The sequence below is a fragment of the Rhizobium rosettiformans genome (assembly GCF_016806065.1).
GTDB lineage: Bacteria > Pseudomonadota > Alphaproteobacteria > Rhizobiales > Rhizobiaceae > Allorhizobium.
On sequence record NZ_CP032405.1, the window covers coordinates 1301132 to 1325000 of the forward strand.

Here is a 23869-nt window from a genome sequence, read left to right on the forward strand (position 1 = left end):
GATCTTACGCTGCTTCGCGGAAGCGGTAGCCGACACCGTAAAGCGTTTCAATCATGTCGAAGTCGGTATCGACCATCTTGAACTTCTTGCGCAGCCGCTTGATGTGGCTGTCGATCGTGCGGTCGTCGACATAGACCTGCTCGTCATAGGCCGCGTCCATCAGGGCGTCGCGGCTCTTGACCACGCCGGGGCGCTGCGCCAGCGACTGGAGAATGAGAAATTCGGTCACGGTCAGCGTCACCGGATCACCCTTCCAGGTGCAGGTATGGCGTTCCTGGTCCATCACCAGCTGTCCGCGCTCCAGCGTGCGGGCCTGTTGCTCCGGGCTGCCCTTGGCGGGGCCGTTACCAGCCGCAAAGCTCTCGCGGCTTGCAGACCGTCGCAGGATCGCCTTGACGCGCTCGACCAGCAGGCGCTGCGAGAAGGGCTTGGTGATGAAATCGTCGGCGCCCATCTTCAAGCCGAAGAGCTCGTCGATTTCCTCATCCTTGGAGGTCAGGAAGATCACCGGGATATCGGACTTCTGGCGCAGGCGACGCAGCAGCTCCATGCCATCCATGCGCGGCATCTTGATGTCGAAGATGGCGAGCTGTGGCGGTCGGGCCAGAAGACCATCGAGAGCCGAGGCGCCATCGGTGTAGGTTTCGACCTTATAACCTTCCGCTTCGAGTGCGATGGAAACCGAAGTCAGAATATTGCGGTCGTCATCCACGAGGGCGATCGTCTGCATTGGGTACGTCTCCGTCATCGTTGCGCTGCTCCTGGTCTGTCCAGCCCAGCTCTGGTTCCATGGCAGTGCGATATGGGGATAAAGGTGGAACAAATTGTGGCAGAGGGGAAGGGGCAGAAACAGCGGATTTCGTTTCGTCCGTCGTTTTCCGTCCATCGCGGCCTCCGATGATAGCGGAATAGAAGCGGAACTAAACGATTTAAAAAGAGAGTTTTCCGTTTTAAATCGATTAAATAATTGATATCATTATATTTTTTGCGCTACTGCCTTGCTTTTCGCTGCTCTGCCGTTTAGGTTTCGCTCATTCAAAGTTCTGGCCCATGTGAGAGGAAAGCGGACCATGGAGGAATTCGGCGTGAGGAACCCGGCTGCGGGGATCGCGGAAATCGGCTTGGGGAAGGCTGCCAGCGTTCGCTACAACTTCCTGGAAGCGGCTCTTTATGAAGAGGCGATCCGTCGCGGTGAAGCGGAGCTGACGGCCGATGGTGCGCTGCGCGCCCTGACCGGCCAGCACACGGGTCGTTCCGCCAAGGACAAGTTCGTTGTCCGTGACGACAAGACGGACGACCAGATCTGGTGGGACAACAACAAGCCGATGTCGCCGGAGCATTTCGCTCTGCTCCATCAGGACATGTTGGCTCATGCCGCAGGCATGGATCTCTTCGTCCAGGACCTGATCGGTGGCGCGGACGAAAGCAATGCGCTGCCAACGCGGGTCGTGACCGAATTCGCCTGGCACTCGCTCTTCATCCGCAATCTGCTGATTCGTCCCGAGCGTGACGCTCTGGAAGGCTTCCAGCCGAAGCTGACGATCATCGATCTGCCGAGCTTCCGCGCCGATCCGGCCCGTCACGGCTGCCGGACCGAAACCGTCATCGCCTGCGACCTGACCAATGGCATCGTCCTCATCGGCGGCACGTCCTATGCCGGCGAGATGAAGAAGTCGGTCTTCACCGTTCTCAACTACCTGCTGCCGTCGAAAGGCGTCATGCCGATGCATTGCTCGGCAAATGTCGGTCCCGATGGCGATGCGGCTGTTTTCTTCGGCCTGTCCGGCACCGGCAAGACGACGCTCTCGGCGGACCCCAAGCGCACACTGGTCGGTGACGACGAGCATGGCTGGGGCGAAAACGGCATCTTCAACTTCGAAGGTGGCTGCTACGCCAAGACCATCCGTCTCTCGGCCGAAGCCGAGCCGGAAATCTACGCGACCACGAAGCGTTTCGGCACCGTGCTGGAAAACGTCGTGCTCGACGAGAACCGCGTGCCCGATTTCAACGATGGCTCGCTGACAGAAAACACCCGTTGCGCCTACCCGCTGCACTTCATCCCGAATGCATCGGAAACCGGAATTGCGCCGCATCCGAAGACGATCATCATGCTGACGGCGGATGCTTTCGGCGTGTTGCCGCCGATCGCGAAGCTGACGCCGGAACAGGCCATGTACCACTTCCTCTCCGGCTATACTGCGAAGGTAGCCGGCACTGAAAAGGGCGTGACCGAACCGGAGGCGACCTTCTCGACATGCTTTGGCGCCCCCTTCATGCCGCGCCACCCGACCGAATACGGAAACCTGTTGCGTGATCTGATCGCCCGTCACCAGGTCGATTGCTGGCTGGTCAACACCGGCTGGACCGGTGGTGCCTACGGGATCGGTAATCGTATGCCGATCAAGGCGACGCGCGCGCTGCTGACGGCTGCACTGACCGGAGAACTGAAGAAGGTAGAAATGCGCACCGATGCGAACTTCGGTTTCGCGGTTCCGGTCGCCGTTGATGGCGTCCATAGCAAGATCCTCGACCCGCGTTCGACCTGGGCCGATGGAGTGGCCTACGACGCGCAAGCCAAGAAGCTGGTCGGCATGTTCATTGATAACTTCGCCAAGTTCGAAGCCCATGTCGATGGCAAGGTTCGTGATGCGGCCCCGGGCATTCGCCTCGCCGCCGAGTGAACGGCTGATTTGACGACCATGAAGAGGCCCGGCATGTTTGCCGGGCCTCTTCTGCTTCCGGCTTGCCTTTGGAGTCTTTGCGGCCGATATGAAAGCCGAGAAAGAGACCGATGACATGGCAAGCGAACCGCTAGAGATCAACAACCGCATCACGATCGCCGGCTGGGAACTGACGGAGCAGTTCGTGCTGGCCGGTGGCCCGGGTGGCCAGAACGTCAACAAGGTCTCGACCGCCGTTCAGCTCTTCTTCAACCTGCTCGGATCGCCCTCGCTGAACGACCGCGTGAAACAGAACGCGGCGAAGCTTGCCGGCAAACGCCTGTCCAAGGAAGGCGTGCTGATGATCGAGGCGAGCCGCTTCCGCAGCCAGGATCGCAACCGGGAAGATGCGCGCGAACGGTTGAAGGAATTGCTCCTCGAAGCCGCCAAGCCGCCACCGCCGCCCCGCAAGAAGACGAAGCCGACAAAGGGTTCGATCGAACGGCGCCTCAAGGCGAAATCCGGTCGCTCGGATGTGAAGAAAATGCGCGGGAAACCGACGGGAGACTGAGCATGGCCGCAGCGAAAGCCGAGATCAGCCTTTCATCCGGTCTTCGTTACCTGCCGGGTCGGCTGTCGCGCGAAGAACAGGAAAACCTCGTCGAGACCATCCGCGGTGTCGTTACCGAGGCGCCGCTCTACGTGCCGGTCATGCCGGGCTCCGGTCGCCCGATGTCTGTCCGGATGACGAATTGCGGTCCGCTCGGCTGGGTGACGGACAAGGAGCGCGGCTATCGCTATCAGCCGACCCACCCGATGACGGGCAAGCCCTGGCCCGCGATCCCGCAAGTGCTCCTAGATCTCTGGCGTGAACTCTCGGCTTATCCGAAAGACCCCGAGGCCTGCCTCGTCAATTTTTATGCTGACGACGCCAAGATGGGCCTGCATCAGGACCGCGACGAAACGGAATTTGCGGCACCGGTGCTTTCGATCTCGCTCGGCAATACCTGCCTGTTTCGCATCGGGGGACTGGCGCGAAGCGATCGCACCCAATCGCTGAAGCTGGAAAGCGGCGATGTCTTCTTGCTCGGCGGGGAGGGGCGCCTCTGTTTCCACGGCGTCGACCGGATCTATCCCGCGACCTCGACACTGCTGAAGTCGGGTGGACGCATCAACCTGACGCTCCGTCGCGTCAATCCATAGCCGGCGATCGATCGCCTACAGTTTTCTGAGCGCGACCGTCTCGACGAGATGATTGTCACCCTTGCGGAGGATCAGATCGGCGCGTGGCCGCGTCGGTAGGATGTTTTCCCTCAGGTTCTTCAGGTTGATATTCGCCCAGAGCCCCTCGGCGATTTCCTTGGCCTCATCCTCACTGATGGTCGCATAGCGATGGAAGTAGGAGTTGGGATCGCGGAACGCCGTCTGCCTGAGCTTCATGAAGCGGTCGACATACCAGCGGTGGGTCGCGTTCTCGTCCGCGTCGATATAGATCGAGAAATCGAAGAAGTCCGAGACCATCGGCACGATCTTGCCGTCTGCCGGCAGATTGCGCGACTGCAGGACGTTGATGCCCTCGAAGATCAGAATATCAGGCCGGTCGACCACCCGGTGTTCGTTCGGCAACACGTCATAGGTGAGGTGCGAATAGCAGGGCGCCTTGACGTTCGGCAATCCAGCCTTGATCGCCGACAGAAAGCGCAATAGCGCGCCAACGTCGTAGCTTTCGGGAAAGCCCTTGCGGTTCAGGATCCCGTTCTTCACCAGATGCGCGTTCGGATAGAGAAAACCGTCGGTGGTGACGAGGTCGACCTTGGGGCTCGAAGGCCAGCGTGCAAGCAGTTCTTTCAGAACACGCGCTGTCGTGGACTTTCCAACCGCCACCGATCCGGCAATGCCGATGACGAATGGCGTCTTGAAGACGTCGGAAAGGCTGAGGAAGCGGTTACGCTGCTCGAACAGAAGCTGCGACGATTCTACATGTGAGGACAGCAGTCGCGACAGCGAAAGATAAATGCGCCTGACTTCATCAAGATCGATGGGGTCATCGATCGAGCGCAGCCGGTGAACTTCGTCGGCTGTAAGGGTCAGCGGCGTATCGGCGCGGAAATGCGCCCATTCCTCGGAATCGAAGAAGTGATAGGGGGAATAGCCGTTCGCCTGGAAATGGTCGAGGACGTCTGGCGTTTCGGGGTCCCGCATAGCTATCGTCATGGATCCTGCCGACTGGCCTTCTCGCTCAGGCCTGTCTGAGCAGTCCGGCGCTCGAGTTCCTGCATCACTGCTTGTAACGGGATGTCCGCAATTTTCAATACGACCATCAGGTGATAAAGGAGGTCCGCGCTCTCGTAGACGAGGTTCTCGCGGTCTTGCCTGACCGCAGCCATCACAGCCTCGATCGCCTCTTCGCCGAGTTTCTTGGCCGCCTTGTCCTGGCCGCCTGCCACGAGTTTCGCCGTCCAGGATTGGTCTGGATCCGCCTCGGCGCGGCTCGCCACAATGGCTTCGAGATCGTCAAGAGTGAAACTGCTCATCACGGGTCCTTCCGCGTCAGTCGAGACGCATGGCGATGCCGGCTGCGGCCATATGCGCCTTTGCCTCTGCAATCGAATAGGTGCCGAAGTGGAAGATCGAGGCGGCAAGAACCGCAGTGGCATGCCCATCGCGAATACCCGCGACCAGATCATCCAGATTGCCGACGCCGCCGGAGGCAATGACGGGCACACGGACACTATCGGCAATCATACGGGTGAGGCCGATATCGTAACCGCTCTTCGTCCCGTCCCTGTCCATTGAGGTCACCAGAAGTTCGCCGGCCCCGCGCTCGACCATCTTGATCGCGAATTCGACCGCATCGATCCCGGTCGGCTGGCGTCCGCCATGGGTGAAGATCTCCCAGCGATCCGTTTCGCCGGCAGCGGACACCTTCTTTGCATCGATCGACACGACAATGCACTGGTTGCCGAACTTGTCGGCGGCTTCCGCCACAAAATCGGGGTTCTTCACCGCTGCCGAATTGATCGACACTTTGTCGGCGCCGCAGAGCAGGAGCTTGCGGATATCGGCGACGGCGCGAACACCACCGCCGACCGTCAGCGGCATGAAGCAATGGTCGGCCGTCTGGGCCACGACGTCGAAGATCGTATCGCGGTTGTCGGAGGACGCGGTGATGTCGAGGAAGCAGAGCTCGTCGGCGCCAGCGGCGTCGTAAGCCTTGGCAGCCTCGACCGGGTCACCGGCATCGATGAGATCAACGAAGTTGACGCCCTTGACGACGCGGCCGTCCTTGACGTCGAGGCAGGGGATCACGCGGGCCTTGAGTGTCATGGTCTTGTCCTCAGCCTCTCGCAGCCTTGATCAGCGCGAGCGCTTCCGCAGGGTCGATACGCCCATCATAGAGCGCGCGACCGGAAATCGCACCCTCGAGCTTCCTCGCATCAGGTTCAAGCATGCTCTTGATGTCTTCGATCGAGGCAAGACCGCCCGACGCAATCACCGGGATCGATACGGCAGCGGCCAGTTCCAGCGTCGAGGCCCAGTTGATCCCGGTCAGGATCCCGTCTCGGTCGATGTCGGTGTAGATGAGCGCCGCAACGCCTGCGCCTTCGAAACGCTGTGCAAGTTCGATCACGCCGAGTTCGGAGGCTTCCGCCCAGCCCTCGACGGCAACCTTACCGCCTTTGGCGTCTATCCCAACGGCGACCTTGCCCGGGAAGCGCTTGCAGGCTTCAATGACGAGGGCCGGATCACGCACGGCGACCGTACCGAGGATCACGCGCGACAACCCGCGCGACAGCCAGCTCTCGATATGGTCGAGCGTGCGAATGCCGCCGCCGAGCTGCACTGGGTTCTTCGTCGCCTTCAGGATCGCATCGACGGCAGCGCCATTGACGCTTTCACCAGCAAAGGCACCGTTGAGATCAACGACATGCAGCCATTCGAAGCCCTGGTCTTCGAAAGCGCGCGCCTGGGCGGCCGGATCGGGGTTGTAGACGGTCGCCTGCTCCATGTCGCCCAGCTTGAGGCGAACGCACTGGCCGTCCTTGAGGTCGATGGCGGGGAAAAGGATCATGAGTACTATCCGTGCCCGTCAGGGCGTCCAGGTCAGGAAATTGGCGATGAGCTTCAGGCCGAGTGTCTGGCTCTTCTCGGGATGGAACTGCGCACCCACCATGTTGTCGCGCCCGACAAAGGCCGTCATTGCGCCACCATAGTCGGTTGTTGCAATCACGTCCTCGGGCTTGCGCGCAGCGAGGTGATAGGAGTGCACGAAATAGGCGTGCAACCCGTCAGCGCCGGTCGGAATGCCGTCGAACAACGGATGCGGGCGGTTGAGTATCAGCGTGTTCCAGCCGATCTGCGGGATCTTGAGGGACGGATCGGATGGGGTCATCTCGACCACATCGCCCTCGATCCAGCCGAAGCCGTCGGTCACGGTCTTTTCGAGACCACGCGAGGACATCAGCTGCATGCCGACGCAGATGCCGAAAAAGGGCCGGCCCTTTTTCTCGACGACATCAGCGATGGCGTCATGCATGCCCGGCACGGCATCAAGCCCCTTGCGGCAGTCTGCATAGGCGCCGACACCCGGAAGAACGATCCGGTCGGCGGTGGCGACCCGGTCCGCCTTGTCGGTCAGTTCGATCTCGGCATCAAGGCCAGCCTCGCGGGCGGCCCGTTCAAAGGCCTTGGTGGCCGAGCGCAGATTGCCCGAACCGTAGTCGATGATGGATACACGCATGTTGTTCAGTCCTTTCTGCTCGACGATTAGGGTCAACGCCCGAACCGGAGCAAGGTGGCAGTCTCCCCCATGGGGGAAGATGCCCCTTAAACCAGGGTGCCCTTGGTGGAGGGAATACGGTTTGCCTGCCGCGGATCGACTTCGGTTGCTGTGCGAAGCGCGCGCGCGACCGCCTTGAAGCAGGTCTCGGCAATGTGATGGTTGTTGGCGCCGTAATGGTTCAGCACATGCAGCGTGATCCCGGCGTTCTGGGCGAGAGCCTGGAAGAATTCGCGCACCAGTTCGGTGTCGAAAGTGCCGATCTTCGGCGCGCTGAAATTGACGTTCCAGACCAGGAAGGGTCGGCCGGAGACATCGATTGCCGCCTTGGTCATCGTCTCGTCCATGGCAAGATCGATCGACGCATAGCGCGTGATGCCCTTGCGGTCGCCGAGCGCCTTGGAAATCGCCTGGCCGAGCGCAATGCCCGTGTCCTCGACGGTGTGGTGATCGTCGATATGCAGGTCGCCCTTCACGTCGATGTCCATGTCGATGAGTGAGTGACGGCAGAGCTGGTCGAGCATATGGTCGAAGAAGCCCACGCCCGTCGAAATCTTGCCCGTGCCGGTGCCGTCGATATGGACGGAAACCGAGACCGAGGTTTCGTTGGTCTTGCGGGAAACTTCGCCTTTACGCTCTGCCATTTGGCTGCTCCATGAGGATCTCGGCCCTCCCATAACAGCAGGGCGGTGAAATATCCAGAAGTTACATTGCGCTGCCGCAAGGCACAGGCGCACGCTTTTGCCGCAGATTGCAATCGCTGAAAGCCCACTTACATAGGAACCGACTAACCGGGCGGAATGCCCGCTCCACAAGGCCCGCAGTCGCGGGTGACAGGTGATTGATGACAACGATTGTTACCGTACGCAAAGACGGCAAGGTGGTGATGGCCGGTGACGGTCAGGTCAGCCTTGGCCAGACCGTGATGAAGGGCAATGCCCGAAAGGTGCGCCGCATCGGCAAGGGCGGCGACGTGATCGCAGGCTTCGCCGGCGCGACAGCCGATGCCTTTACCCTGCTCGATCGCCTCGAAAAGAAGCTTGAGCAATATCCCGGCCAGCTGATGCGCGCCGCCGTCGAGCTCGCCAAGGACTGGCGCACCGACAAGTATCTGCGCAATCTCGAAGCCATGATGCTGGTTGCCGACAAGTCGATCACGCTTGCGATTACCGGAAATGGCGACGTGTTGGAGCCCGAGCATGGCGCGATCGCCATCGGATCCGGCGGCAACTACGCCTACGCAGCCGCCCGTGCGCTCATGGATACCGACCACTCGGCCGAGGATATCGCCAAACGTGCTTTGACGATCGCCGGTGAGATCTGCGTCTACACCAACAACAACATGGTGGTCGAAACCCTCGACGCCGACTGACGGCTGCCGATCGAATTCCACACCAAGAGACGATGCGCGGGTCCGCGGCATCGTGAGGAGCAACCCAAAATGACCAATTTCTCCCCGCGCGAGATCGTCTCCGAACTCGACCGCCATATCATCGGCCAGCATGACGCCAAGCGTGCTGTGGCAATCGCGCTTCGCAACCGCTGGCGGCGCCAGCAGCTTTCGGAAGATCTGCGCGACGAGGTCATGCCGAAGAACATCCTGATGATCGGGCCGACCGGCGTCGGCAAGACGGAAATCTCCCGTCGGCTGGCCAAGCTTGCCGGTGCGCCCTTCATCAAGGTCGAGGCCACCAAGTTCACCGAGGTTGGTTATGTCGGCCGCGACGTCGAGCAGATCATCCGCGATCTGGTGGAGATCGGCATCGCCCTCATTCGCGACAAGAAGCGGCAGGAAGTGCAGGCCAAAGCCCATCAGCTGGCCGAAGAACGTGTGCTCGACGCTCTGGTGGGTGCCACTGCCTCGCCGGCCACCCGCGACAGCTTCCGCAAGAAGCTTCGTGGTGGTGAGCTGGACGACAAGGAGATCGACATCGAGGTCGCCGACAGCGGTTCCGGCGCGCCCGGTTTCGAGGTCCCCGGCATGCCCGGTGCGAATATCGGCATCCTCAATCTGTCGGAAATGTTCGGAAAGGCCATGGGCAACCGGACAAAGAAGGTCCGCACCACCGTCAAGGCGTCCTACGGCGACCTGATCCGCGACGAGTCGGACAAGCTGATCGACAATGAGGTCATCCAGCGTGAGGCGCTTCGCTCGGTCGAGAATGATGGCATCGTCTTCCTCGACGAGATCGACAAGATCGCTGCCCGTGAAGGCGCAATGGGCGCCGGCGTCTCCCGCGAAGGCGTGCAGCGCGACCTGTTGCCGCTTGTCGAAGGCACGACGGTTGCGACCAAGTATGGTCCGGTGAAAACCGACCATATCCTCTTCATCGCGTCTGGCGCCTTCCACGTCTCCAAGCCCTCCGACCTCCTGCCGGAACTTCAGGGCCGCCTGCCGATCCGGGTCGAGCTGAAGCCGCTGACCAAGGAAGATTTCCGCCGCATCCTGACGGAAACCGAAGCGAGCCTGATCCGCCAGTACAAGGCGCTGATGGCGACCGAGGAGCTCAATCTCGACTTCACCGAGGATGCGATCGATGCGCTTGCCGATGTCGCGGTCCAGCTCAACGAGACGGTCGAGAACATCGGTGCCCGTCGCTTGCAGACGGTCATGGAGCGCGTGTTGGACGAGATATCCTTCCATGCACCGGACCGTGGTGGCTCGGAAGTCATGATCGACTCGACTTATGTTCAGGAGCATGTCGGGGATCTCGCTGCGAACACCGATCTGAGCCGCTATATCCTGTGATCTTTGTGCATCTATGGGTCGCTTTCGCCGTTGCCATGTCGGGAAAGTGAAAGCGACCCATATCGACAATACAGGCAGCCCTTATGTAAGGAGAGCCGCTGTCGGACGACGCCCATGGATGCGTCGGCAATCCGTTCGGGGACACATGTCCAGGGGCCGCGCATCGTGCTGAACATCACCAGGATCATCATCGTCGGATTGGGGCTTGCCGGGCTTGTTCCGTTGTCGGGCCACGCTGCAGACAAGGTGCCGCCGGGAAATCGCAATGCCGAGCAGCCGGCCGTTCCTGGCGCCTCGGTCCGCCGCACCAAGGCGGGCAAGACCAGCTTCGACATCAAGTACGAGAAGGTTCGCGATCTTCTGAAGACCGACTCGAGACTGGTCGGGAAGATCAAGAAGACGGCATCAGCCTATCAGATCGCTCCGATCCACATGGTGGGCGCGATCGTCGGCGAGCACACCTACAACGTCGATGCCTATGACAGTCTGCAGAGCTATTATGTGAAGGCTGCCTCCTACGCAGGCAACAGCTTCCGTTTCGGCTATAAGGACGAAAGCATTGCCGACTTCGTCGGCCGATCCGAATTTTCCGAATGCAGCGGCTATTCGGACAGCTACCGTCTCTGGACCTGCCGCGAGAAGGTCTGGGAGGATCAGTTTCGCGGCAAATCCGTCGGCGGCAAGTCTTATCCGAACAATCGCTTCAGCGCGGTGTTCTTCCAGCCTTTCTATGCCGGTCAGACCTTTGGTCTGGGGCAGATCAATCCTCTGACCGCCCTGATGCTGTCGGACCTCGTGCATGAGAAGTCCGGCTATCCGAAGCTGGACGAGAATGATGCGGCGGGCGTCTACAAGGCGATCATGGATCCCGATATCTCGCTTGCCTTCATGGCGGCGGTCATCCGCAAGTCGATCGACGACTACAGACAGATCGCCGACGTCGATATCTCGGGCAATCCTGGCGTGACAGCCACGCTTTTCAATATCGGCGGCTCGCAGCAGCGCGCACGCGCACTGGCTGCGAAGCGCTCGACCGGTGCGGCGAATTGGCCGGAAGAGAACTATTACGGCTGGTTGATCAATGATCGGCTGGACGAGTTGGAGCCCCTGCTCTAACTCCTTAAGGGGGGCTCCAACCCTTCGAGGGAGCAACACATGGACGCCAGTCTGCGCAAATCGACCTTCGAGCCGCCGGCACCCGTGCCGCGGACGGTCCCGCCCAGCCGGCTGGAGATCATTCGCACGGTCCTGAAGAACCCGCTCGAGCTGTGGGGACAGCCCTCCTACACCTGGCCATGGATCGTCACGCGGCTTTTCGGCCAGACCACCATCATCGCCAATGATCCGGGTCTGATCCGGCATGTTCTCGTCGACAATGCGTCGAATTACGAGATGTCCGAGATCCGTCAGCTCGTTCTGCGCCCCATTCTGCGGGATGGGCTTCTGACGGCCGAAGGTCCGGTTTGGAAACGGTCGCGGAAGGCCATGGCACCTGTCTTCACCCCGCGGCATGCGCGCGGTTTCGCGCGCCAGATGCGTGAGCAGAGCGAACTTTTTCTCGACCGCTACGAAGCCGGTGCCGAAGGCATCGTCCGCGATGTCGCCGTCGACATGACCGAACTCACCTATGCCATCCTGTCTGAAACGCTCTTCTCGGGCGGTATCGTCTCCGAGCAGGGCGATTTTGCCAAAGACGTCGACGATCTCCTGCACAGCATGGGCCGTATCGACCCGCTGGACTTGTTGAAGGCTCCGAGATGGATCCCGCGTCTGACCCGCATCAGGGGCCTCGGCGTCTTGCGCAAGTTCCGCGAACTCGTGCGCCGGACGATGGATCACCGCCGGTCCATCATCAGGGCGGAGCGTGAGAACGCACCGGACGATTTTTTGACCTTGCTGCTCGAACTGGAAGGACCTGACGGCCTGACCTCGGAAGAGATCGAGGACAATATCCTGACCTTCATCGGGGCAGGGCACGAGACGACGGCGCGTGCTCTGGCCTGGACGCTGTATTGCGTGGCCCATTGTCCGGATGTCCGCGACGCAATGGAGCGCGAAATCGATGAGGTCATCGCGTCCGGTGCCGATCCTGTCGAGTGGCTCGACAAGATGCCGCATGTGCGAGCCTCCTTCGAGGAGGCGATGCGGCTTTATCCGCCGGCGCCCTCCATCAACCGCGATGCGATCGCCGACGATCGCTACACCGCGCCCAATGGCGAGACCGTCGAGATTGCGAAGGGCGCCACCGTCCTCGTCATGCCCTGGACCCTGCATCGCCACGAGCTCTACTGGGACAAGCCGCGCGTCTTCGACCCATCCCGCTTTCTGCCGGGCGAGCGGGAGAAAATCGGTCGCTTTCAGTATCTGCCTTTTGGCGCCGGTCCGCGCGTCTGCATCGGCGCCACCTTTGCGCTGCAGGAAGCCGTCATCGCGCTCGCGGTGTTGATGCAGCGATATCGTTTCGCCGCGACGCCGCAGACCAAACCCTGGCCGGTTCAGAAGCTCACCACCCAGCCGGCTGGCGGCCTGCCGATGCGGGTCACGCCGCGCAAGCCGTAAAGCGGCGCGATCCTGCCGCTCCTCCGCTGGAAATCCGGCGAATGCCTGTGTCATAAGGGATGCGTCGCCGTTCGGGCGGGCATCATGGGGAAGACTGCGTGACATCCGATTACATGCTGGGCATCGACACCGGCGGCACCTATACGGACGCCGTCATCTATAGCGAAACGCATGGGATCGCCGCCAAGGCGAAATCGCTCACCACCCGCCACGATCTGTCGATCGGTATCTCAGGAGCGCTCGAAAGCGTGCTCGCCGAATCAGCGATTGATCCCTCGGCGATTGGCCTTGTCTCGCTGTCGACGACGCTCGCGACCAATGCGCTTGTGGAAGGGCAGGGCGGCCGCGCCGGCCTCATCATGATCGGCTTCGGCCCCGAAGACCTGAAGCGCGACGGTCTGGCCGATGCGCTTGGCAACGATCCAGTCCTCTTCATTGCCGGCGGTCATGACGTTCATGGCAACGAGACACCTTTCGATCAGGCGGCGTTGGAAGCGGCACTGCCCGAGCTTTCGGCCAATGTCTCATCCTTCGCGATCGCCGGCTATTTCGCGGTTCGCAATCCGGCGCATGAGCAGCGCGCGCGCGAGATCATTCGCCGGCATTCCGGCCTGCCCGTCACCTGCAGCCACGAGCTTTCCTCCAAGCTCGGCGGGCCAAGACGGGCACTGACAACCCTTCTCAATGCACGCCTGGTCTCGATGATCGACCGGTTGATCGGCTCAGCCGAGCGCTATCTCGGGGAGCGCGGCATCCATGCCCCACTGATGGTCGTGCGTGGTGACGGTGCGTTGATCTCGGCAGCCGAAGCCCGCTTGCGGCCGATCGAGACTATTCTCTCCGGTCCCGCCGCGAGCCTCGTCGGCGCACGCCACCTGACAGGCCTCAATGATGCCGTCGTCTCCGATATCGGTGGCACGACGACCGACGTCGCCGTCATGGAGGCCGGACAACCGCGGCTTGATCAGGATGGCGCTGTCGTTGGTGGCTACAGGACCATGGTCGAGGCAGTGGCCATGCGCACCTTCGGTCTCGGTGGAGACTCGGAAGTCCGTTTTGATGACCGGGGCCTCGCGGCGAAGATCGAGCTCGGCCCCCGCCGTCTGGTGCCGCTGAGCCTTGCGGCATCGCTGCACGGAATAGCCATCACAGACGCGCTAGAGCGCCAGCTCCGCGCGCCACATCTCGGGCGTCATGACGGACGTTTTGCCGTCCGCACCGGCGTTCCCGATCACCTCGCAGCCGGGCTGCAGCCGCAGGAGGCCGCACTGTTTCAGAAGATTGGTGCCGTGCCGCTTCCCCTCGACCAGCTGATCAGCTTCACCCAGCAGAAGGCGACACTCGACCGTCTCGTGGCGCGGGGCCTCGTTCATATCTGCGGCATCACACCCTCCGATGCCATGCATATCTTGGGTCGCCAGGGCCAGTGGGATCGCAGGGCCGCCGAACTCGGCACGGCGCTGGCGATCCGACAGAAGGATGGTTCTGGCCAGCCGATCGCGTCATCGCCCGAAGTGCTTGCCCAGCTGATCGTTGATCGCCTGACGCGCCAGTCGGCCGAAGTCATTCTCTCCGCAGCGCTTGCCGAAGATGGGCTCGCCGACGTCGAGCCTTCGAAATCCATATTGATCGACCGTGCCCTCCGGCGTCAGGCAGGCATCGCCCGCTTCGGTCTTTCCCTCGATCGGCCTCTCGTCGGCCTCGGAGCCTCCGCCGGCGTCTATTACCCCGCAATCGCTGATATGCTGGCATCTGATTTTGCCGTGCCTGAAGACGCCGATGTCGCAAATGCCGTCGGCGCGGTGGTTGGGCAGGTACGCAGTAGCGTCACGGTAACCGTCACCTCGCCGGAAGAAGGTCTCTTCATCATCACCGGCGGCGGCGACAGCGAGCGGGCGACGGATGAAGCCGTTGCCCTGGAAAGGGCGAGGACAAGGGCGACCGAACTCGCGCGTGCAAGGGCTGAAGCCAGTGGTGCCGTGGATGTCGTGCTGATCATCCGGGAGGAGCTCGACGCCCCGGAGATCGAGGGACGCCGCAAGCTCGTGGAAGCGCGGATCACGGCGACGGCCTCGGGTCGCCCCAGGACCGCACGCGGCTGACTTTCTATTTTGGAAATAATTTTTCGTATTTATAACAGATTGACTGCTAATCGGTTTCAGCCATGCTGTGTGCCAATAGCCAGTCCAGTACAAGGAATGACGTCATGACATCAGTTGAAGCCCACGGCCTTTCGATCGACAAGCGCCTCTATGATTTCATCGTGAGCCAGGCGATCCCGGGAACGGAAGTCGAGGCCGATGCCTTCTTTGCCGGCTTCTCCCGAATCGTTCACGACCTGGCACCGAAGAACCGCGCTCTGCTCGCCAAGCGGGATGAGCTGCAGGCTCAGATCGATGCCTGGTATCGCCAGAACGGCGCTCCCTCCGACCTTGCCGCCTATGAAGGCTTCCTGCGTGAAATCGGTTACCTCCTGCCCGAAGGTCCCGACTTCAAGATCGAGACGGCCAATGTCGATCCGGAGATATCGTCGATCGCCGGCCCGCAGCTCGTCGTTCCCGTCATGAACGCGCGTTATGCACTGAATGCCGTCAATGCCCGCTGGGGTTCGCTTTACGACGCGCTCTACGGTACGGATGCGATTTCTGAGGCTGATGGCGCGGACAAGGGCAAGGGCTACAATCCGGTTCGCGGTGGCAAGGTCGTGGCGTGGGCGAAGTCCTTTCTCGACCGGAGCCTGCCGCTCGCCGGCGGCAGCTGGGCTGATGTTACAGGCTTCGACTTTGAAAACGGCGCGCTCTTCGTCGAGACCGCCAGCGGCCGGACAGGTCTATCCAGTCCCGACCAATATGTCGGTTTCAAGCGTGAAAGCGATAAGGCATATCGCCTCTATTTCCGCACCAACGGCCTGCACACCCTCGTCTTCGTCGATCCGGACAGCCTGATCGGCAAGGACGATCCCGCCGGCATCGCCGATGTCGGGCTCGAATCGGCGCTCACCACCATCATGGACTGCGAGGATTCGGTCGCGGCCGTCGATGCCGAGGACAAGATCACTGTCTACTCCAATTGGCTCGGCCTGATGAAGGGCGACCTGACGGAGGAAGTCTCCAAGGGGGGAAGGACGTTTACGCGTGCTCTGAGCGGAGACCTTGAGTTCACGGGTGTTGAGGGCGGTGCGGTGACGCTGCCGGGCCGCTCCCTGATGCTCATCCGCAATGTCGGTCACCTCATGACCAATCCTGCGATCACCGACAAGAATGGCCACGAGGTGCCGGAAGGCATCATGGATGCCGCGATCACCGCTCTGATCGCACTGCATGACATCGGTCCGAATGGCCGCCGCAAGAACTCTCGCGCCGGCTCGATGTATGTCGTGAAGCCGAAGATGCATGGCCCCGAAGAGGTCGCCTTCGCCTGTGAGATCTTCTCGCGTGTCGAAGAACTCGTCGGCATGGCGCCCAACACCATCAAGATGGGCATCATGGACGAGGAGCGTCGCACGACGGTCAATCTCAAGGAATGCATCCGCGCGGCGCGTGACCGCGTCGTCTTCATCAACACCGGCTTCCTCGACCGCACCGGCGACGAAATCCACACTTCGATGGAAGCGGGCCCGATGATCCGCAAGGGCGACATGAAGCAGGCCGCCTGGATTTCGGCCTATGAAAACTGGAACGTCGATATCGGCCTTGAATGCGGCCTCTCCGGGCACGCCCAGATCGGCAAGGGCATGTGGGCCATGCCCGATCTCATGGCGGCCATGCTGGAGCAGAAGATCGCCCATCCGAAGGCTGGTGCCAACACCGCCTGGGTCCCGTCGCCGACCGCTGCCACGCTGCATGCCACACACTATCACAGCGTCGATGTCGCCGATGTCCAGAACGGCCTGAAGTCACGTCCGCGCGCAAAACTGGCCGATATCCTCTCCGTTCCGGTCGCGCCGCGTCCGAACTGGACGCCAGAGGAAATCCAGCGGGAACTCGACAACAACGCCCAGGGCATCCTCGGCTACGTCGTCCGCTGGATCGACCAGGGCGTCGGCTGCTCCAAGGTGCCTGACATCAACAATGTCGGACTGATGGAGGACCGCGCTACGCTTCGCATCTCCGCCCAGCACATGGCAAACTGGCTGCATCACGGCGTGGTGACGGAAGAACAGGTCGTCGAGACCTTGAAGCGCATGGCGGTGGTCGTCGACGGACAGAATGCCTCCGACCCGGTCTACGTGCCGATGGCGAAAGACTACGATGGCTCGGTCGCTTTCCAGGCAGCACTTGACCTCGTGCTGAAGGGCAGGGAGCAGCCGAATGGCTATACCGAGCCGGTTCTCCATCGCCGCCGCATTGAACTCAAGGCGAAGTCTGCAGCTTAACCTCCAATCTTTGATGGAAACGAAAAAGCCCCGCCGGAGCGATCCGGCGGGGCTTTCGGTTTCATCACGCAGTCGCTGCTTACTGCAGAACAACAACCTTGGAGTTGCGGCCCGGCTTGACGCGATTGTAGAGGTCGATCACGTCCTGGTTCATCATGCGGATGCAGCCCGACGAAGCAGCCGTTCCGATCGATGCCCATTCCGGCGTGCCATGCAGACGGAACAGAGTGTCCTGGCCCTTCTCGTTGAAGAGATACATGGCGCGTGCGCCGAGCGGGTTGCGCAGGCCGGGTTCCATGCCCTTTTCGACATACTTGGCGACTTCGGGCTTCCGTTCCGCCATTTCCTTCGGCGGATGCCAGGTCGGCCATGCCTGCTTCCAGGCGATATAGGCTTCACCTTCCCAGGCAAAGCCCTGCTTGCCGACGCCGATACCGTAACGAACGGCCTTGCCGCGCGGCAGGACGTAATAAAGGAAGCGCTCGCGCGTGTTCACCACGACCGTGCCGGGTTTTTCCGTGGTCGCATAATCGACAATTTGTCGGTGAAACTTCTTGTCGACTTTCTGAATCGGAATGGCAGGCAGGGCATACCCTGCATCCGTGACCGAACCATAGGAGTCGCTGAAGATCTCGACCTTGGTGGTTTCGGCCACTTCGGCCTTGTCGCCGGTCGTCGTTGTGCAGCCCGCGAGGCCTAGGGACATAACCAGGCCAAGCGCGGTCAAGATATTGCGGAAGCGCATGATAAAGCTCGTGGGTGATGGCTGAGAGACGGCCTTGTGACCATCTTTGATTATGGTTTATTTTGAATTAATCTCGGCAACGCAAGTGCCGTACTACAGCCGACTGTGTTCGGCGCTGCAAAATGACTCCGCATTGCTTTTTTGCAACAGACCTTGGCGCGCGGAGCGGAGTTATCCATGACCTTAGTCTCCGTCACGGTGAACAATCCCTTAATCGACGGGCGTCAGTCCGATCGCGCCATGATGATACGCCGTGGCGTCCAGATCCTCCTGGCGGAGATGCGTTTCGCCATCCTGCCGGAACTGACGCTGTCCAATGGACGTCGGGCCGACCTCATCGCCCTTTCCGAAAGGGGCGAGATCTGGATTGTCGAGATCAAGTCCTCGATCGAGGATTTTCGCGTCGATCGGAAGTGGCCGGATTATCGTCGCTACTGTGATCGATTGTTTTTTGCCACCCACGCCGGTGTGCCTCTCGAGATCTTCCCGGAAGACTGCGGCCTCTTTTTGTCTGATGGCTATTCCGGCCACCTGCTTCGGGACGCACCCGAGCACCGGCTGCCGCCTGCGACGCGAAAGTCCGTCACCCTCGACTTCTCGAGGGCCGCAGCACAGAGGCTCATGGCCGCGGAATGGGCGGCCCAGCTCAAGTCTGTCTGATTACTTCGGCGCGCGTTTGGCGAGAATGCGCTGCAAAGTGCGTCGATGCATGTTGAGCCTGCGCGCCGTTTCCGAGACGTTCCGGTCACAGCTTTCATAGACGCGTTGAATATGCTCCCAGCGAATCCGGTCGGCCGACATCGGGTTTTCAGGGATCTCGGCCTTCTCGCCAGGTCGCTGGGTCAGTGCGAGATAGACATCATCAGCGTCCGCAGGCTTTGCCAGATAATCGAGTGCCCCGAGCTTAACGGCCGTCACTGCCGTTGCGATGTTGCCGTAACCGGTGAGCACGATGATCCGTGTGTCGGAACGGCGCTCCCGGATCGCCTCGATGACGTCGAGCCCGGTTCCGTCACCCAGCCGCAGATCGACCACGGCATAGGCGGGTGCGGCTTCCTTGGCTTTCGCAATGCCCTCGGCAACGGAGCCGGCAAGCTCCACCGTGAAGCCGCGGCTTTCCATGGCGCGCGCCAGGCGACGCAGAAATGGCGCATCGTCATCGACGATCAGCAGAGATGGATCAGGGCCGAGATCGTGACTGTCCGCTGCTTGCGTGCCGGCGGCTGGTTTTGCGACCTGTGATGCTGCGTCTGCCATCTTTTCGTTCCTGCGACTGTTCCAAAACTGCGCTGTCGACCTTATGCGTGCGAAGACCCTAGAGGTAAAGTCATAACGACGTGTCCAATTCCATGTATTCGCGGGGCCAGATCACCACGACGCGCGCGCCGGACCCTTCCGGGCTGCGGTTTTCGAAACGAAGGCTGGCTCCGGACCGTTCGAGCAGTGTCTTTGCGATGAACAGCCCAAGACCGAGCCCCCCGGCGCGCGTTTCATTCTGTCTGCTGGTAACATAGGGCTCGCCAATTCTTTGCAAGACCCCTGCGGAGAAACCGGCCCCGTCGTCCTCGATCGTGACTGTGACGTCCGCGGCCGTATGTTCCACGCTGACCATGACCTTGGACCGGGCATAGTCCACCGCATTCTCGAGCAGGTTGCCGAGCCCATAGAGAATGGCGGGATTGCGGGTGCCGACCGGCTCGAGTGCCCGATCGGACAGCTCGATCAGCTCGACTTTCACACCGAACTCCCGATGCGGCGCGATGACTTCTTCCATCATCGAGGAGAGCGGCAGCTCCCGCATATGGGCTTCGCCTTCCGTGGCGAGTGACGTCAGTCGGCGCAGGATGTCGCGGCAGCGCTCGCTCTGGCTGCGCAGAAGCTGCACGTCTTCGCGATACCGTTCGTCATTGCCGAGGTCGCGCTCCATCTCCTTGGCCACCACGCTGATGGTCGCGAGCGGCGTTCCGAGCTCATGCGCTGCGGCTGCTGCGAGACCATCAAGCTGATGCAGATGCTTTTCCCTTTGCAGGATGAGTTCAGTCGCAGTCAGAGCGTCCGCTAGCAGCGTCGCCTCCTGGGAGACGCGATAAGCATAAAAGGCGGCAAAGGCCGTCATCGAGACGATCGAGCTCCACATGCCGAGCTGCAGAAGCGGGTGCACTTCGAGCGTTCGACCCTCGAACCAGGGCAGGGGATAGGGTGTGAACGCAAGCAGGGTGATGAAGGCGAGCGCCGTCACGAAAAGCGCAATCGAATGGCGGCTCGGCTGCGATGCGAAGGAGATGATGACAGGGATGCAGATCAGTGGCGCGAAGGGATTGTTGAGCCCGCCTGTAATGAAGAGCAGGGCTCCCATCTGGAAGAGATCGAGCGCAAGCACTGCGAAAGCAGCCGCCGGTTCCAGCCGGTAGGTGGGCGGGAACGCCACCGACATCAACGAATTGGCCGCAGCCAGTGCGGCGATCAGCCCAAGGCATGTCATGAGCGGCAGAGGAAACTCGAACCAGAGCGACACGACGAGAATGGTCAGCAATTGCCCCGCCACGGCAACCCAGCGGAGCTTCACCAAGGTTTCGAGACGCAGGCGCCGGCTGCTCGGACCGAATTTGGCTGCCAGATCCATGGTCATCACTATTCCCTGTTCTGCCGCGCCATCAGGTTCCGCGGGGTTTCACTCGTGTCGTGGGGGCTGCTGCAGCCGGGTCTTCTGGCCAGGGATGCTTCGGATAGCGGCCCCGCATGTCGGCGCGCACATCCTTCCACGATCCGGTCCAGAACCCCGGAAGATCCCGTGTTGTCTGAATGGGTCGATGGGCGGGCGAGGTCAACTCCAGAAGCAGTGGCAATTTGCCGCCGCCGATCGTGGGGTGGCTCTTCAACCCGAAAAGCTCCTGCACGCGAATTTGGAGGACGGGCTCATCCCCCTCGTAGCGGATCGGATGGGATTGTCCGGTCGGCGCAGTGAAATGCGTCGGGACAAGCCGGTCGAGCTCCCGCTGCGATCCACCTGGCACCAAGGCCATGAGCCCGTCGTGCAGGCTGCCGGCACTGATCTCCTGGAAGCTCGTCACGCCAGACTGAAAGGGCACGAACCAGTCGTCCAGTCTCGCGATCAGGCCGTCATCGCTCGTATCCGGCCATGGCTCGCCAAGACTGCGGTAAAGAAAGCCGAGCCTTTGCCGCAACTGGGCCGCCGCCTTGGAAAAGGGCAGGGCGGCAATACCAAGAAGGCGCACTCCCTCGGCAAGTGCTCTGGCGGCATCCTCGCCCTTGGGCTTCGGCAGGGGTTGCTCGTCGAAGATAATCGCGCCCAGGCGCGTCACCCGCCTCGCCCGCACCTGTCGGCTCGCCGTATCGAAGCCGCTTTCCTCCGATGTCGTGATGGCCTTGGGCAGAAGTGTCTCGATGTCGCCGCGTGAGGTATCCGCTGCGGCCAGCACACGTCCCTGCGCCGCCTTGCCGGTCAGATCGGCGATGACAAGCAGCTCGGCACCCGCCAGGCGTTCCGATGCGGGGATCTCCGCACCCCGGCCATTGGCCATCACGAACCGGCCACGCCCGCCCCGTTGGCGGGCAATCCTGTCCGGGAAGGCGTGAATGAGCAGGGCGCCAGCTGAGACAGGTGCATCGGCATCATCCCGATGCTTGAGACCGGAAGATAGCCGTTGCGCAAGGTTGCGGGCGTTGCGGGCCCGCTCGCCGCGATCCCGGCGGAACTGCCTCAGCCGCTCATCGAGGTCGAGATCATTGCCGCCCAGTCCTTGTTCGGTGAGGAGAACCGCCAGCTCTGCGGCGGCTTTGGCATCGCCGTGCTCGGCGGCGCCGAGCACCATGGCCGACAGCCGGGGTGGCAGTCCGAAATCCCGCATGCGTCGACCCTTGTCGGTCAGCTGCAGCTTTTCGTCGAGCGCCCCGAGACCGATCAGCAACTGGCGTGCCTCCTTGAGGGCGGCCTCAGGCGGCATGTCGAGCAGCAGGAGCTGGCCAGGATCCGCAACGCCCCAATGGGCAAGGTCCAGCGCAAGACCGGAAAGGTCACTCGACAGGATTTCCGGCGGCGTGAAGGCGGGAAGGGCCGCCGTTTGTCCGGCATGCCAGAGCCGGATCGCAATCCCCGGTTCCGTTCGCCCCGCGCGACCGGCTCGCTGGTCTGCGGAAGCCCGGGACACCCGCACCGTTTCGAGACGCGTGATCCCCGTCGATGCTTCAAACACGGGAAGCCGTTGCAACCCGCTGTCGATCACCACGCGCACACCGTCGATGGTGATCGAAGTCTCTGCGATCGAGGTCGACAGCACGACCTTGCGTTTTCCCGGTGCCGCCGGACGGATCGCCGCGTCCTGATCCGCCTGGCTCAGCACGCCATAAAGCGGTGTGATCGTCACATCCGGCCCGATCCGGCCCTCGAGCCGCTCGGCGGTGCGCCGGATCTCCGCCTGCCCCGGCAGAAAGGCGAGGATCGATCCCGCCTCCTCCGACAGTGTCTTCAGAATGGTCGCGGTGACCGCATCTTCAATGCGCTCGTCGCCCGAGCGGTCGCGGTGGCGGATCTCGACCGGAAAGCTTCGCCCCTCACTGATGATGACGGGTGGATCCTCAAGCAACTGTCCGATCCGCTCGACATCCAGGGTTGCCGACATCACGACGATCCGCAGATCCGGGCGCAGTACGGCTTGGGCATCGAGTGCCAGCGCCAGCCCGAGATCGGCGTCCAGCGACCGTTCGTGGAACTCGTCGAACAGGACGGCGGCCACACCGGTCAATTCCGGGTCGTCGAGGATCATGCGCACGAAGACGCCTTCGGTCACCACCTCGATGCGCGTCCGGCCACTGATCCGGTTGTCCAGCCGCATCCTGTATCCCACGGTCTCGCCGACGGCTTCGCCGAGCAGCCCGGCCATACGCGACGCGGCCGCCCGTGCGGCAAGTCGCCGAGGCTCCAGCAGGATGATCCGGCCGTCGCCGCGCCAGGGCTGGTCGAGCAGATGCAAGGGAACGATCGTCGTCTTGCCGGCGCCGGGGGGCGCCGACAGCACGGCGCGATTGCCATTTTCGAGAGCCGTACCGAGCTGATCGAGACGATCGCTGATCGGAAGAAGCGGAAGCGAAGGTCTCACGACGCTGCACTGTCCTGACTGGTGGTCTCGTAAGCGAGGATCGCGCCGGCAAGATCCTCGAGCGCTGCGCCTACGGATTTGAACAAGGTGATGTCCTCGGCACTCCGGCGCCCACCATGACCCTTGACCAGTTCTGCCAGTTCCCCCTGCACGTGATCTTTTGCGATGGCGCCGGAAGCGATCGCCTGCAGGATATCGCCGGCTTCGGCAAAGGCACCGGCACGTGTATCGACGAAAACGCGGGCCCGACGAACGGCCTCGTCATCGCTCTCGCGCATATCCTTGGTAAAGGCGCCGATCAGATCGAGATGGCTGCCGGGCTTCAACCACTCTCCCCGGATCAAAGGCGCGCGCGACAGGGTAGCACACGAGATGATGTCGGCCTGCCGGGCAGCGCTTTCCAGATCGTCAGCAACCTCGACGGCAAAGCCGAGCGCCCGCGCCTCATCCGCCGCGCGCTCTGCTTTCTTCCGATCTCGCCCCCAGACCGAGACTGCCCGAATGGGTCGCACGCGGCTATGCGCTTCAATGAGATTGACGCTGAGCCGACCTGTTCCAACCACGAGCAGACGGGACGCATCTTCGCGCGCCAGATGGCGTGCCGCGAGCGCCGAGGCAGCGGCTGTGCGCCGCGCTGTGAGTTCGCCGCCATCGATGACCGCAAGCAGTTCACCGGTACGCCCGGAGGAGAGGAGATAACTGCCATGGATCGCTGGCAGCGAGCGCAGATGATTGTCCGGGAAAACCGAAACCAGTTTCACACCTATATAGTGTCCAGGTTGCCAGGCCGGCATCAGGAGCAGCGTCGCATCGCTCTCTCCCGGTACATCGACTTTATGATGGTGACGAACCGGCATGACGCAGTCCCCCTGGAACATGGTATC

General features: G+C 61.8%; 22 protein-coding genes (1 of these 22 only partly in view). 10 read left to right on the plus strand and 12 right to left on the minus strand.

All coding sequences use genetic code 11. The annotated features are described in order from the left end of the window. Positions 1-4: 4 nt before the first annotated feature. On the minus strand, positions 5-730 hold the full coding sequence (locus D4A92_RS06195) for a response regulator transcription factor (protein WP_006724182.1): 726 nt from the start codon (positions 728-730) through the stop codon (positions 5-7). A gap of 340 nt (positions 731-1070) precedes the next feature. Here D4A92_RS06195 and D4A92_RS06200 point away from each other — a divergent pair, with 340 nt between their 5' ends. From D4A92_RS06200 to D4A92_RS06210, 3 genes are all read left to right on the plus strand, one after another. Beyond that, on the plus strand, positions 1071-2681 hold the full coding sequence (locus tag D4A92_RS06200) for a phosphoenolpyruvate carboxykinase (protein ID WP_203018791.1): 1611 nt from the start codon (positions 1071-1073) through the stop codon (positions 2679-2681). A 115-nt stretch (positions 2682-2796) separates the two neighbouring features. Beyond that, positions 2797-3231, plus strand: a complete 435-nt coding sequence (gene arfB, locus D4A92_RS06205; protein WP_054149985.1) for an alternative ribosome rescue aminoacyl-tRNA hydrolase ArfB — start codon at positions 2797-2799, stop codon at positions 3229-3231. A gap of 2 nt (positions 3232-3233) precedes the next feature. Continuing rightward, on the plus strand, positions 3234-3863 hold the full coding sequence (locus D4A92_RS06210) for an alpha-ketoglutarate-dependent dioxygenase AlkB family protein (RefSeq protein ID WP_203018793.1): 630 nt from the start codon (positions 3234-3236) through the stop codon (positions 3861-3863). Positions 3864-3878: 15 nt separating this feature from the next. Here D4A92_RS06210 and coaA read toward each other — a convergent pair whose 3' ends face one another. The 6 genes from coaA to hisB all read right to left on the minus strand — a co-directional run bounded on the left by coaA (position 3879) and on the right by hisB (position 8084). Then, on the minus strand, positions 3879-4874 hold the full coding sequence (coaA, locus tag D4A92_RS06215) for a type I pantothenate kinase (protein WP_203018795.1): 996 nt from the start codon (positions 4872-4874) through the stop codon (positions 3879-3881). Then, positions 4871-5194: a phosphoribosyl-ATP diphosphatase gene (locus tag D4A92_RS06220; RefSeq protein ID WP_203018797.1), complete on the minus strand. Its 324-nt coding sequence runs from the start codon at positions 5192-5194 to the stop codon at positions 4871-4873. The genes coaA and D4A92_RS06220 overlap by 4 nt, the downstream gene beginning before the upstream one ends. A gap of 16 nt (positions 5195-5210) precedes the next feature. Beyond that, positions 5211-5987: an imidazole glycerol phosphate synthase subunit HisF gene (gene hisF, locus D4A92_RS06225; RefSeq protein ID WP_142072245.1), complete on the minus strand. Its 777-nt coding sequence runs from the start codon at positions 5985-5987 to the stop codon at positions 5211-5213. Positions 5988-5997: 10 nt separating this feature from the next. After that, positions 5998-6732: a 1-(5-phosphoribosyl)-5-[(5-phosphoribosylamino)methylideneamino]imidazole-4-carboxamide isomerase gene (gene hisA, locus D4A92_RS06230; RefSeq protein ID WP_203018799.1), complete on the minus strand. Its 735-nt coding sequence runs from the start codon at positions 6730-6732 to the stop codon at positions 5998-6000. An 18-nt stretch (positions 6733-6750) separates the two neighbouring features. Next, complete coding sequence (gene hisH / locus D4A92_RS06235; RefSeq protein WP_203018800.1) at positions 6751-7401, minus strand: imidazole glycerol phosphate synthase subunit HisH; 651 nt, start codon at positions 7399-7401, stop codon at positions 6751-6753. A gap of 86 nt (positions 7402-7487) precedes the next feature. Beyond that, the gene (gene hisB, locus D4A92_RS06240; RefSeq protein ID WP_054149978.1) at positions 7488-8084 is read right to left on the minus strand and encodes an imidazoleglycerol-phosphate dehydratase HisB; all 597 of its coding nucleotides are present in this window, start codon (positions 8082-8084) and stop codon (positions 7488-7490) included. Positions 8085-8284: 200 nt separating this feature from the next. Between hisB and hslV the strand changes: the two genes are divergently transcribed. The 6 genes from hslV (at position 8285) to D4A92_RS06270 (ending at position 17123) form a co-directional block, all read left to right on the plus strand. Then, complete coding sequence (hslV, locus tag D4A92_RS06245) at positions 8285-8812, plus strand: ATP-dependent protease subunit HslV (protein WP_203018801.1); 528 nt, start codon at positions 8285-8287, stop codon at positions 8810-8812. A 69-nt stretch (positions 8813-8881) separates the two neighbouring features. Beyond that, positions 8882-10189, plus strand: coding sequence for an ATP-dependent protease ATPase subunit HslU (gene hslU / locus D4A92_RS06250; RefSeq protein WP_006724171.1), 1308 nt, complete (start codon positions 8882-8884; stop codon positions 10187-10189). A gap of 114 nt (positions 10190-10303) precedes the next feature. Next, positions 10304-11305: a DUF1402 family protein gene (locus D4A92_RS06255; protein ID WP_203018802.1), complete on the plus strand. Its 1002-nt coding sequence runs from the start codon at positions 10304-10306 to the stop codon at positions 11303-11305. Positions 11306-11344: 39 nt separating this feature from the next. Further along, positions 11345-12748, plus strand: coding sequence for a cytochrome P450 (locus D4A92_RS06260; protein WP_203018803.1), 1404 nt, complete (start codon positions 11345-11347; stop codon positions 12746-12748). Positions 12749-12846: 98 nt separating this feature from the next. Continuing rightward, a complete protein-coding gene (locus tag D4A92_RS06265; RefSeq protein WP_203018804.1) occupies positions 12847-14850 on the plus strand; it encodes a hydantoinase/oxoprolinase N-terminal domain-containing protein in 2004 nt (667 codons plus the stop codon). Positions 14851-14954: 104 nt separating this feature from the next. Then, on the plus strand, positions 14955-17123 hold the full coding sequence (locus D4A92_RS06270; RefSeq protein ID WP_203018805.1) for a malate synthase G: 2169 nt from the start codon (positions 14955-14957) through the stop codon (positions 17121-17123). A 79-nt stretch (positions 17124-17202) separates the two neighbouring features. On the opposite strand, the gene D4A92_RS06275 is transcribed toward D4A92_RS06270, so the two are convergent. Next, positions 17203-17868, minus strand: a complete 666-nt coding sequence (locus D4A92_RS06275) for a L,D-transpeptidase (protein WP_203018806.1) — start codon at positions 17866-17868, stop codon at positions 17203-17205. A gap of 177 nt (positions 17869-18045) precedes the next feature. Here D4A92_RS06275 and D4A92_RS06280 point away from each other — a divergent pair, with 177 nt between their 5' ends. Beyond that, positions 18046-18528 carry an MmcB family DNA repair protein gene (locus D4A92_RS06280; RefSeq protein WP_203018808.1) on the plus strand — a complete coding sequence of 161 codons (483 nt, stop codon included), beginning with the start codon at positions 18046-18048 and terminating at the stop codon, positions 18526-18528. Here D4A92_RS06280 and D4A92_RS06285 read toward each other — a convergent pair whose 3' ends face one another. The 4 genes from D4A92_RS06285 to D4A92_RS06300 form a co-directional block, all read right to left on the minus strand. Then, positions 18529-19125, minus strand: a complete 597-nt coding sequence (locus tag D4A92_RS06285) for an ActR/PrrA/RegA family redox response regulator transcription factor (RefSeq protein WP_006724164.1) — start codon at positions 19123-19125, stop codon at positions 18529-18531. 70 nt (positions 19126-19195) lie between these two features. Then, positions 19196-20497, minus strand: a complete 1302-nt coding sequence (locus D4A92_RS06290) for an ActS/PrrB/RegB family redox-sensitive histidine kinase (RefSeq protein WP_006724163.1) — start codon at positions 20495-20497, stop codon at positions 19196-19198. 25 nt (positions 20498-20522) lie between these two features. Beyond that, entirely contained in the window at positions 20523-22985 is a 2463-nt protein-coding gene (gene hrpB / locus D4A92_RS06295) for an ATP-dependent helicase HrpB (RefSeq protein WP_203018810.1), read from the minus strand. Further along, on the minus strand, positions 22982-23869 hold the 3' portion of the coding sequence (locus D4A92_RS06300; RefSeq protein WP_203018812.1) for an ornithine cyclodeaminase family protein. It continues 66 nt past the right edge of the window; 888 of the gene's 954 nt are visible here — the last part of the coding sequence; its start codon lies off the right edge, out of view; the stop codon is at positions 22982-22984. Before D4A92_RS06300 ends, hrpB begins: the two co-directional genes overlap by 4 nt.

What these genes read in the sequence shown, in the direction of transcription:
- hisA (WP_203018799.1), bottom strand. Translation starts at nt 6,732, where the DNA reads ATGATCCTTTTCCCCGCCATCGACCTCAAGGACGGCCAGTGCGTTCGC.
- hisB (WP_054149978.1), bottom strand. Translation starts at nt 8,084, where the DNA reads ATGGCAGAGCGTAAAGGCGAAGTTTCCCGCAAGACCAACGAAACCTCG.
- D4A92_RS06260 (WP_203018803.1), top strand. Translation starts at nt 11,345, where the DNA reads ATGGACGCCAGTCTGCGCAAATCGACCTTCGAGCCGCCGGCACCCGTG.
- D4A92_RS06255 (WP_203018802.1), top strand. Translation starts at nt 10,304, where the DNA reads ATGGATGCGTCGGCAATCCGTTCGGGGACACATGTCCAGGGGCCGCGC.
- D4A92_RS06270 (WP_203018805.1), top strand. Translation starts at nt 14,955, where the DNA reads ATGACATCAGTTGAAGCCCACGGCCTTTCGATCGACAAGCGCCTCTAT.
- D4A92_RS06220 (WP_203018797.1), bottom strand. Translation starts at nt 5,194, where the DNA reads ATGAGCAGTTTCACTCTTGACGATCTCGAAGCCATTGTGGCGAGCCGC.
- D4A92_RS06285 (WP_006724164.1), bottom strand. Translation starts at nt 19,125, where the DNA reads ATGGCAGACGCAGCATCACAGGTCGCAAAACCAGCCGCCGGCACGCAA.
- hisH (WP_203018800.1), bottom strand. Translation starts at nt 7,401, where the DNA reads ATGCGTGTATCCATCATCGACTACGGTTCGGGCAATCTGCGCTCGGCC.
- D4A92_RS06280 (WP_203018808.1), top strand. Translation starts at nt 18,046, where the DNA reads ATGACCTTAGTCTCCGTCACGGTGAACAATCCCTTAATCGACGGGCGT.
- D4A92_RS06290 (WP_006724163.1), bottom strand. Translation starts at nt 20,497, where the DNA reads ATGACCATGGATCTGGCAGCCAAATTCGGTCCGAGCAGCCGGCGCCTG.
- coaA (WP_203018795.1), bottom strand. Translation starts at nt 4,874, where the DNA reads ATGACGATAGCTATGCGGGACCCCGAAACGCCAGACGTCCTCGACCAT.
- D4A92_RS06210 (WP_203018793.1), top strand. Translation starts at nt 3,234, where the DNA reads ATGGCCGCAGCGAAAGCCGAGATCAGCCTTTCATCCGGTCTTCGTTAC.
- arfB (WP_054149985.1), top strand. Translation starts at nt 2,797, where the DNA reads ATGGCAAGCGAACCGCTAGAGATCAACAACCGCATCACGATCGCCGGC.
- hslV (WP_203018801.1), top strand. Translation starts at nt 8,285, where the DNA reads ATGACAACGATTGTTACCGTACGCAAAGACGGCAAGGTGGTGATGGCC.
- D4A92_RS06275 (WP_203018806.1), bottom strand. Translation starts at nt 17,868, where the DNA reads ATGCGCTTCCGCAATATCTTGACCGCGCTTGGCCTGGTTATGTCCCTA.
- hisF (WP_142072245.1), bottom strand. Translation starts at nt 5,987, where the DNA reads ATGACACTCAAGGCCCGCGTGATCCCCTGCCTCGACGTCAAGGACGGC.
- hslU (WP_006724171.1), top strand. Translation starts at nt 8,882, where the DNA reads ATGACCAATTTCTCCCCGCGCGAGATCGTCTCCGAACTCGACCGCCAT.
- D4A92_RS06200 (WP_203018791.1), top strand. Translation starts at nt 1,071, where the DNA reads ATGGAGGAATTCGGCGTGAGGAACCCGGCTGCGGGGATCGCGGAAATC.
- D4A92_RS06195 (WP_006724182.1), bottom strand. Translation starts at nt 730, where the DNA reads ATGCAGACGATCGCCCTCGTGGATGACGACCGCAATATTCTGACTTCG.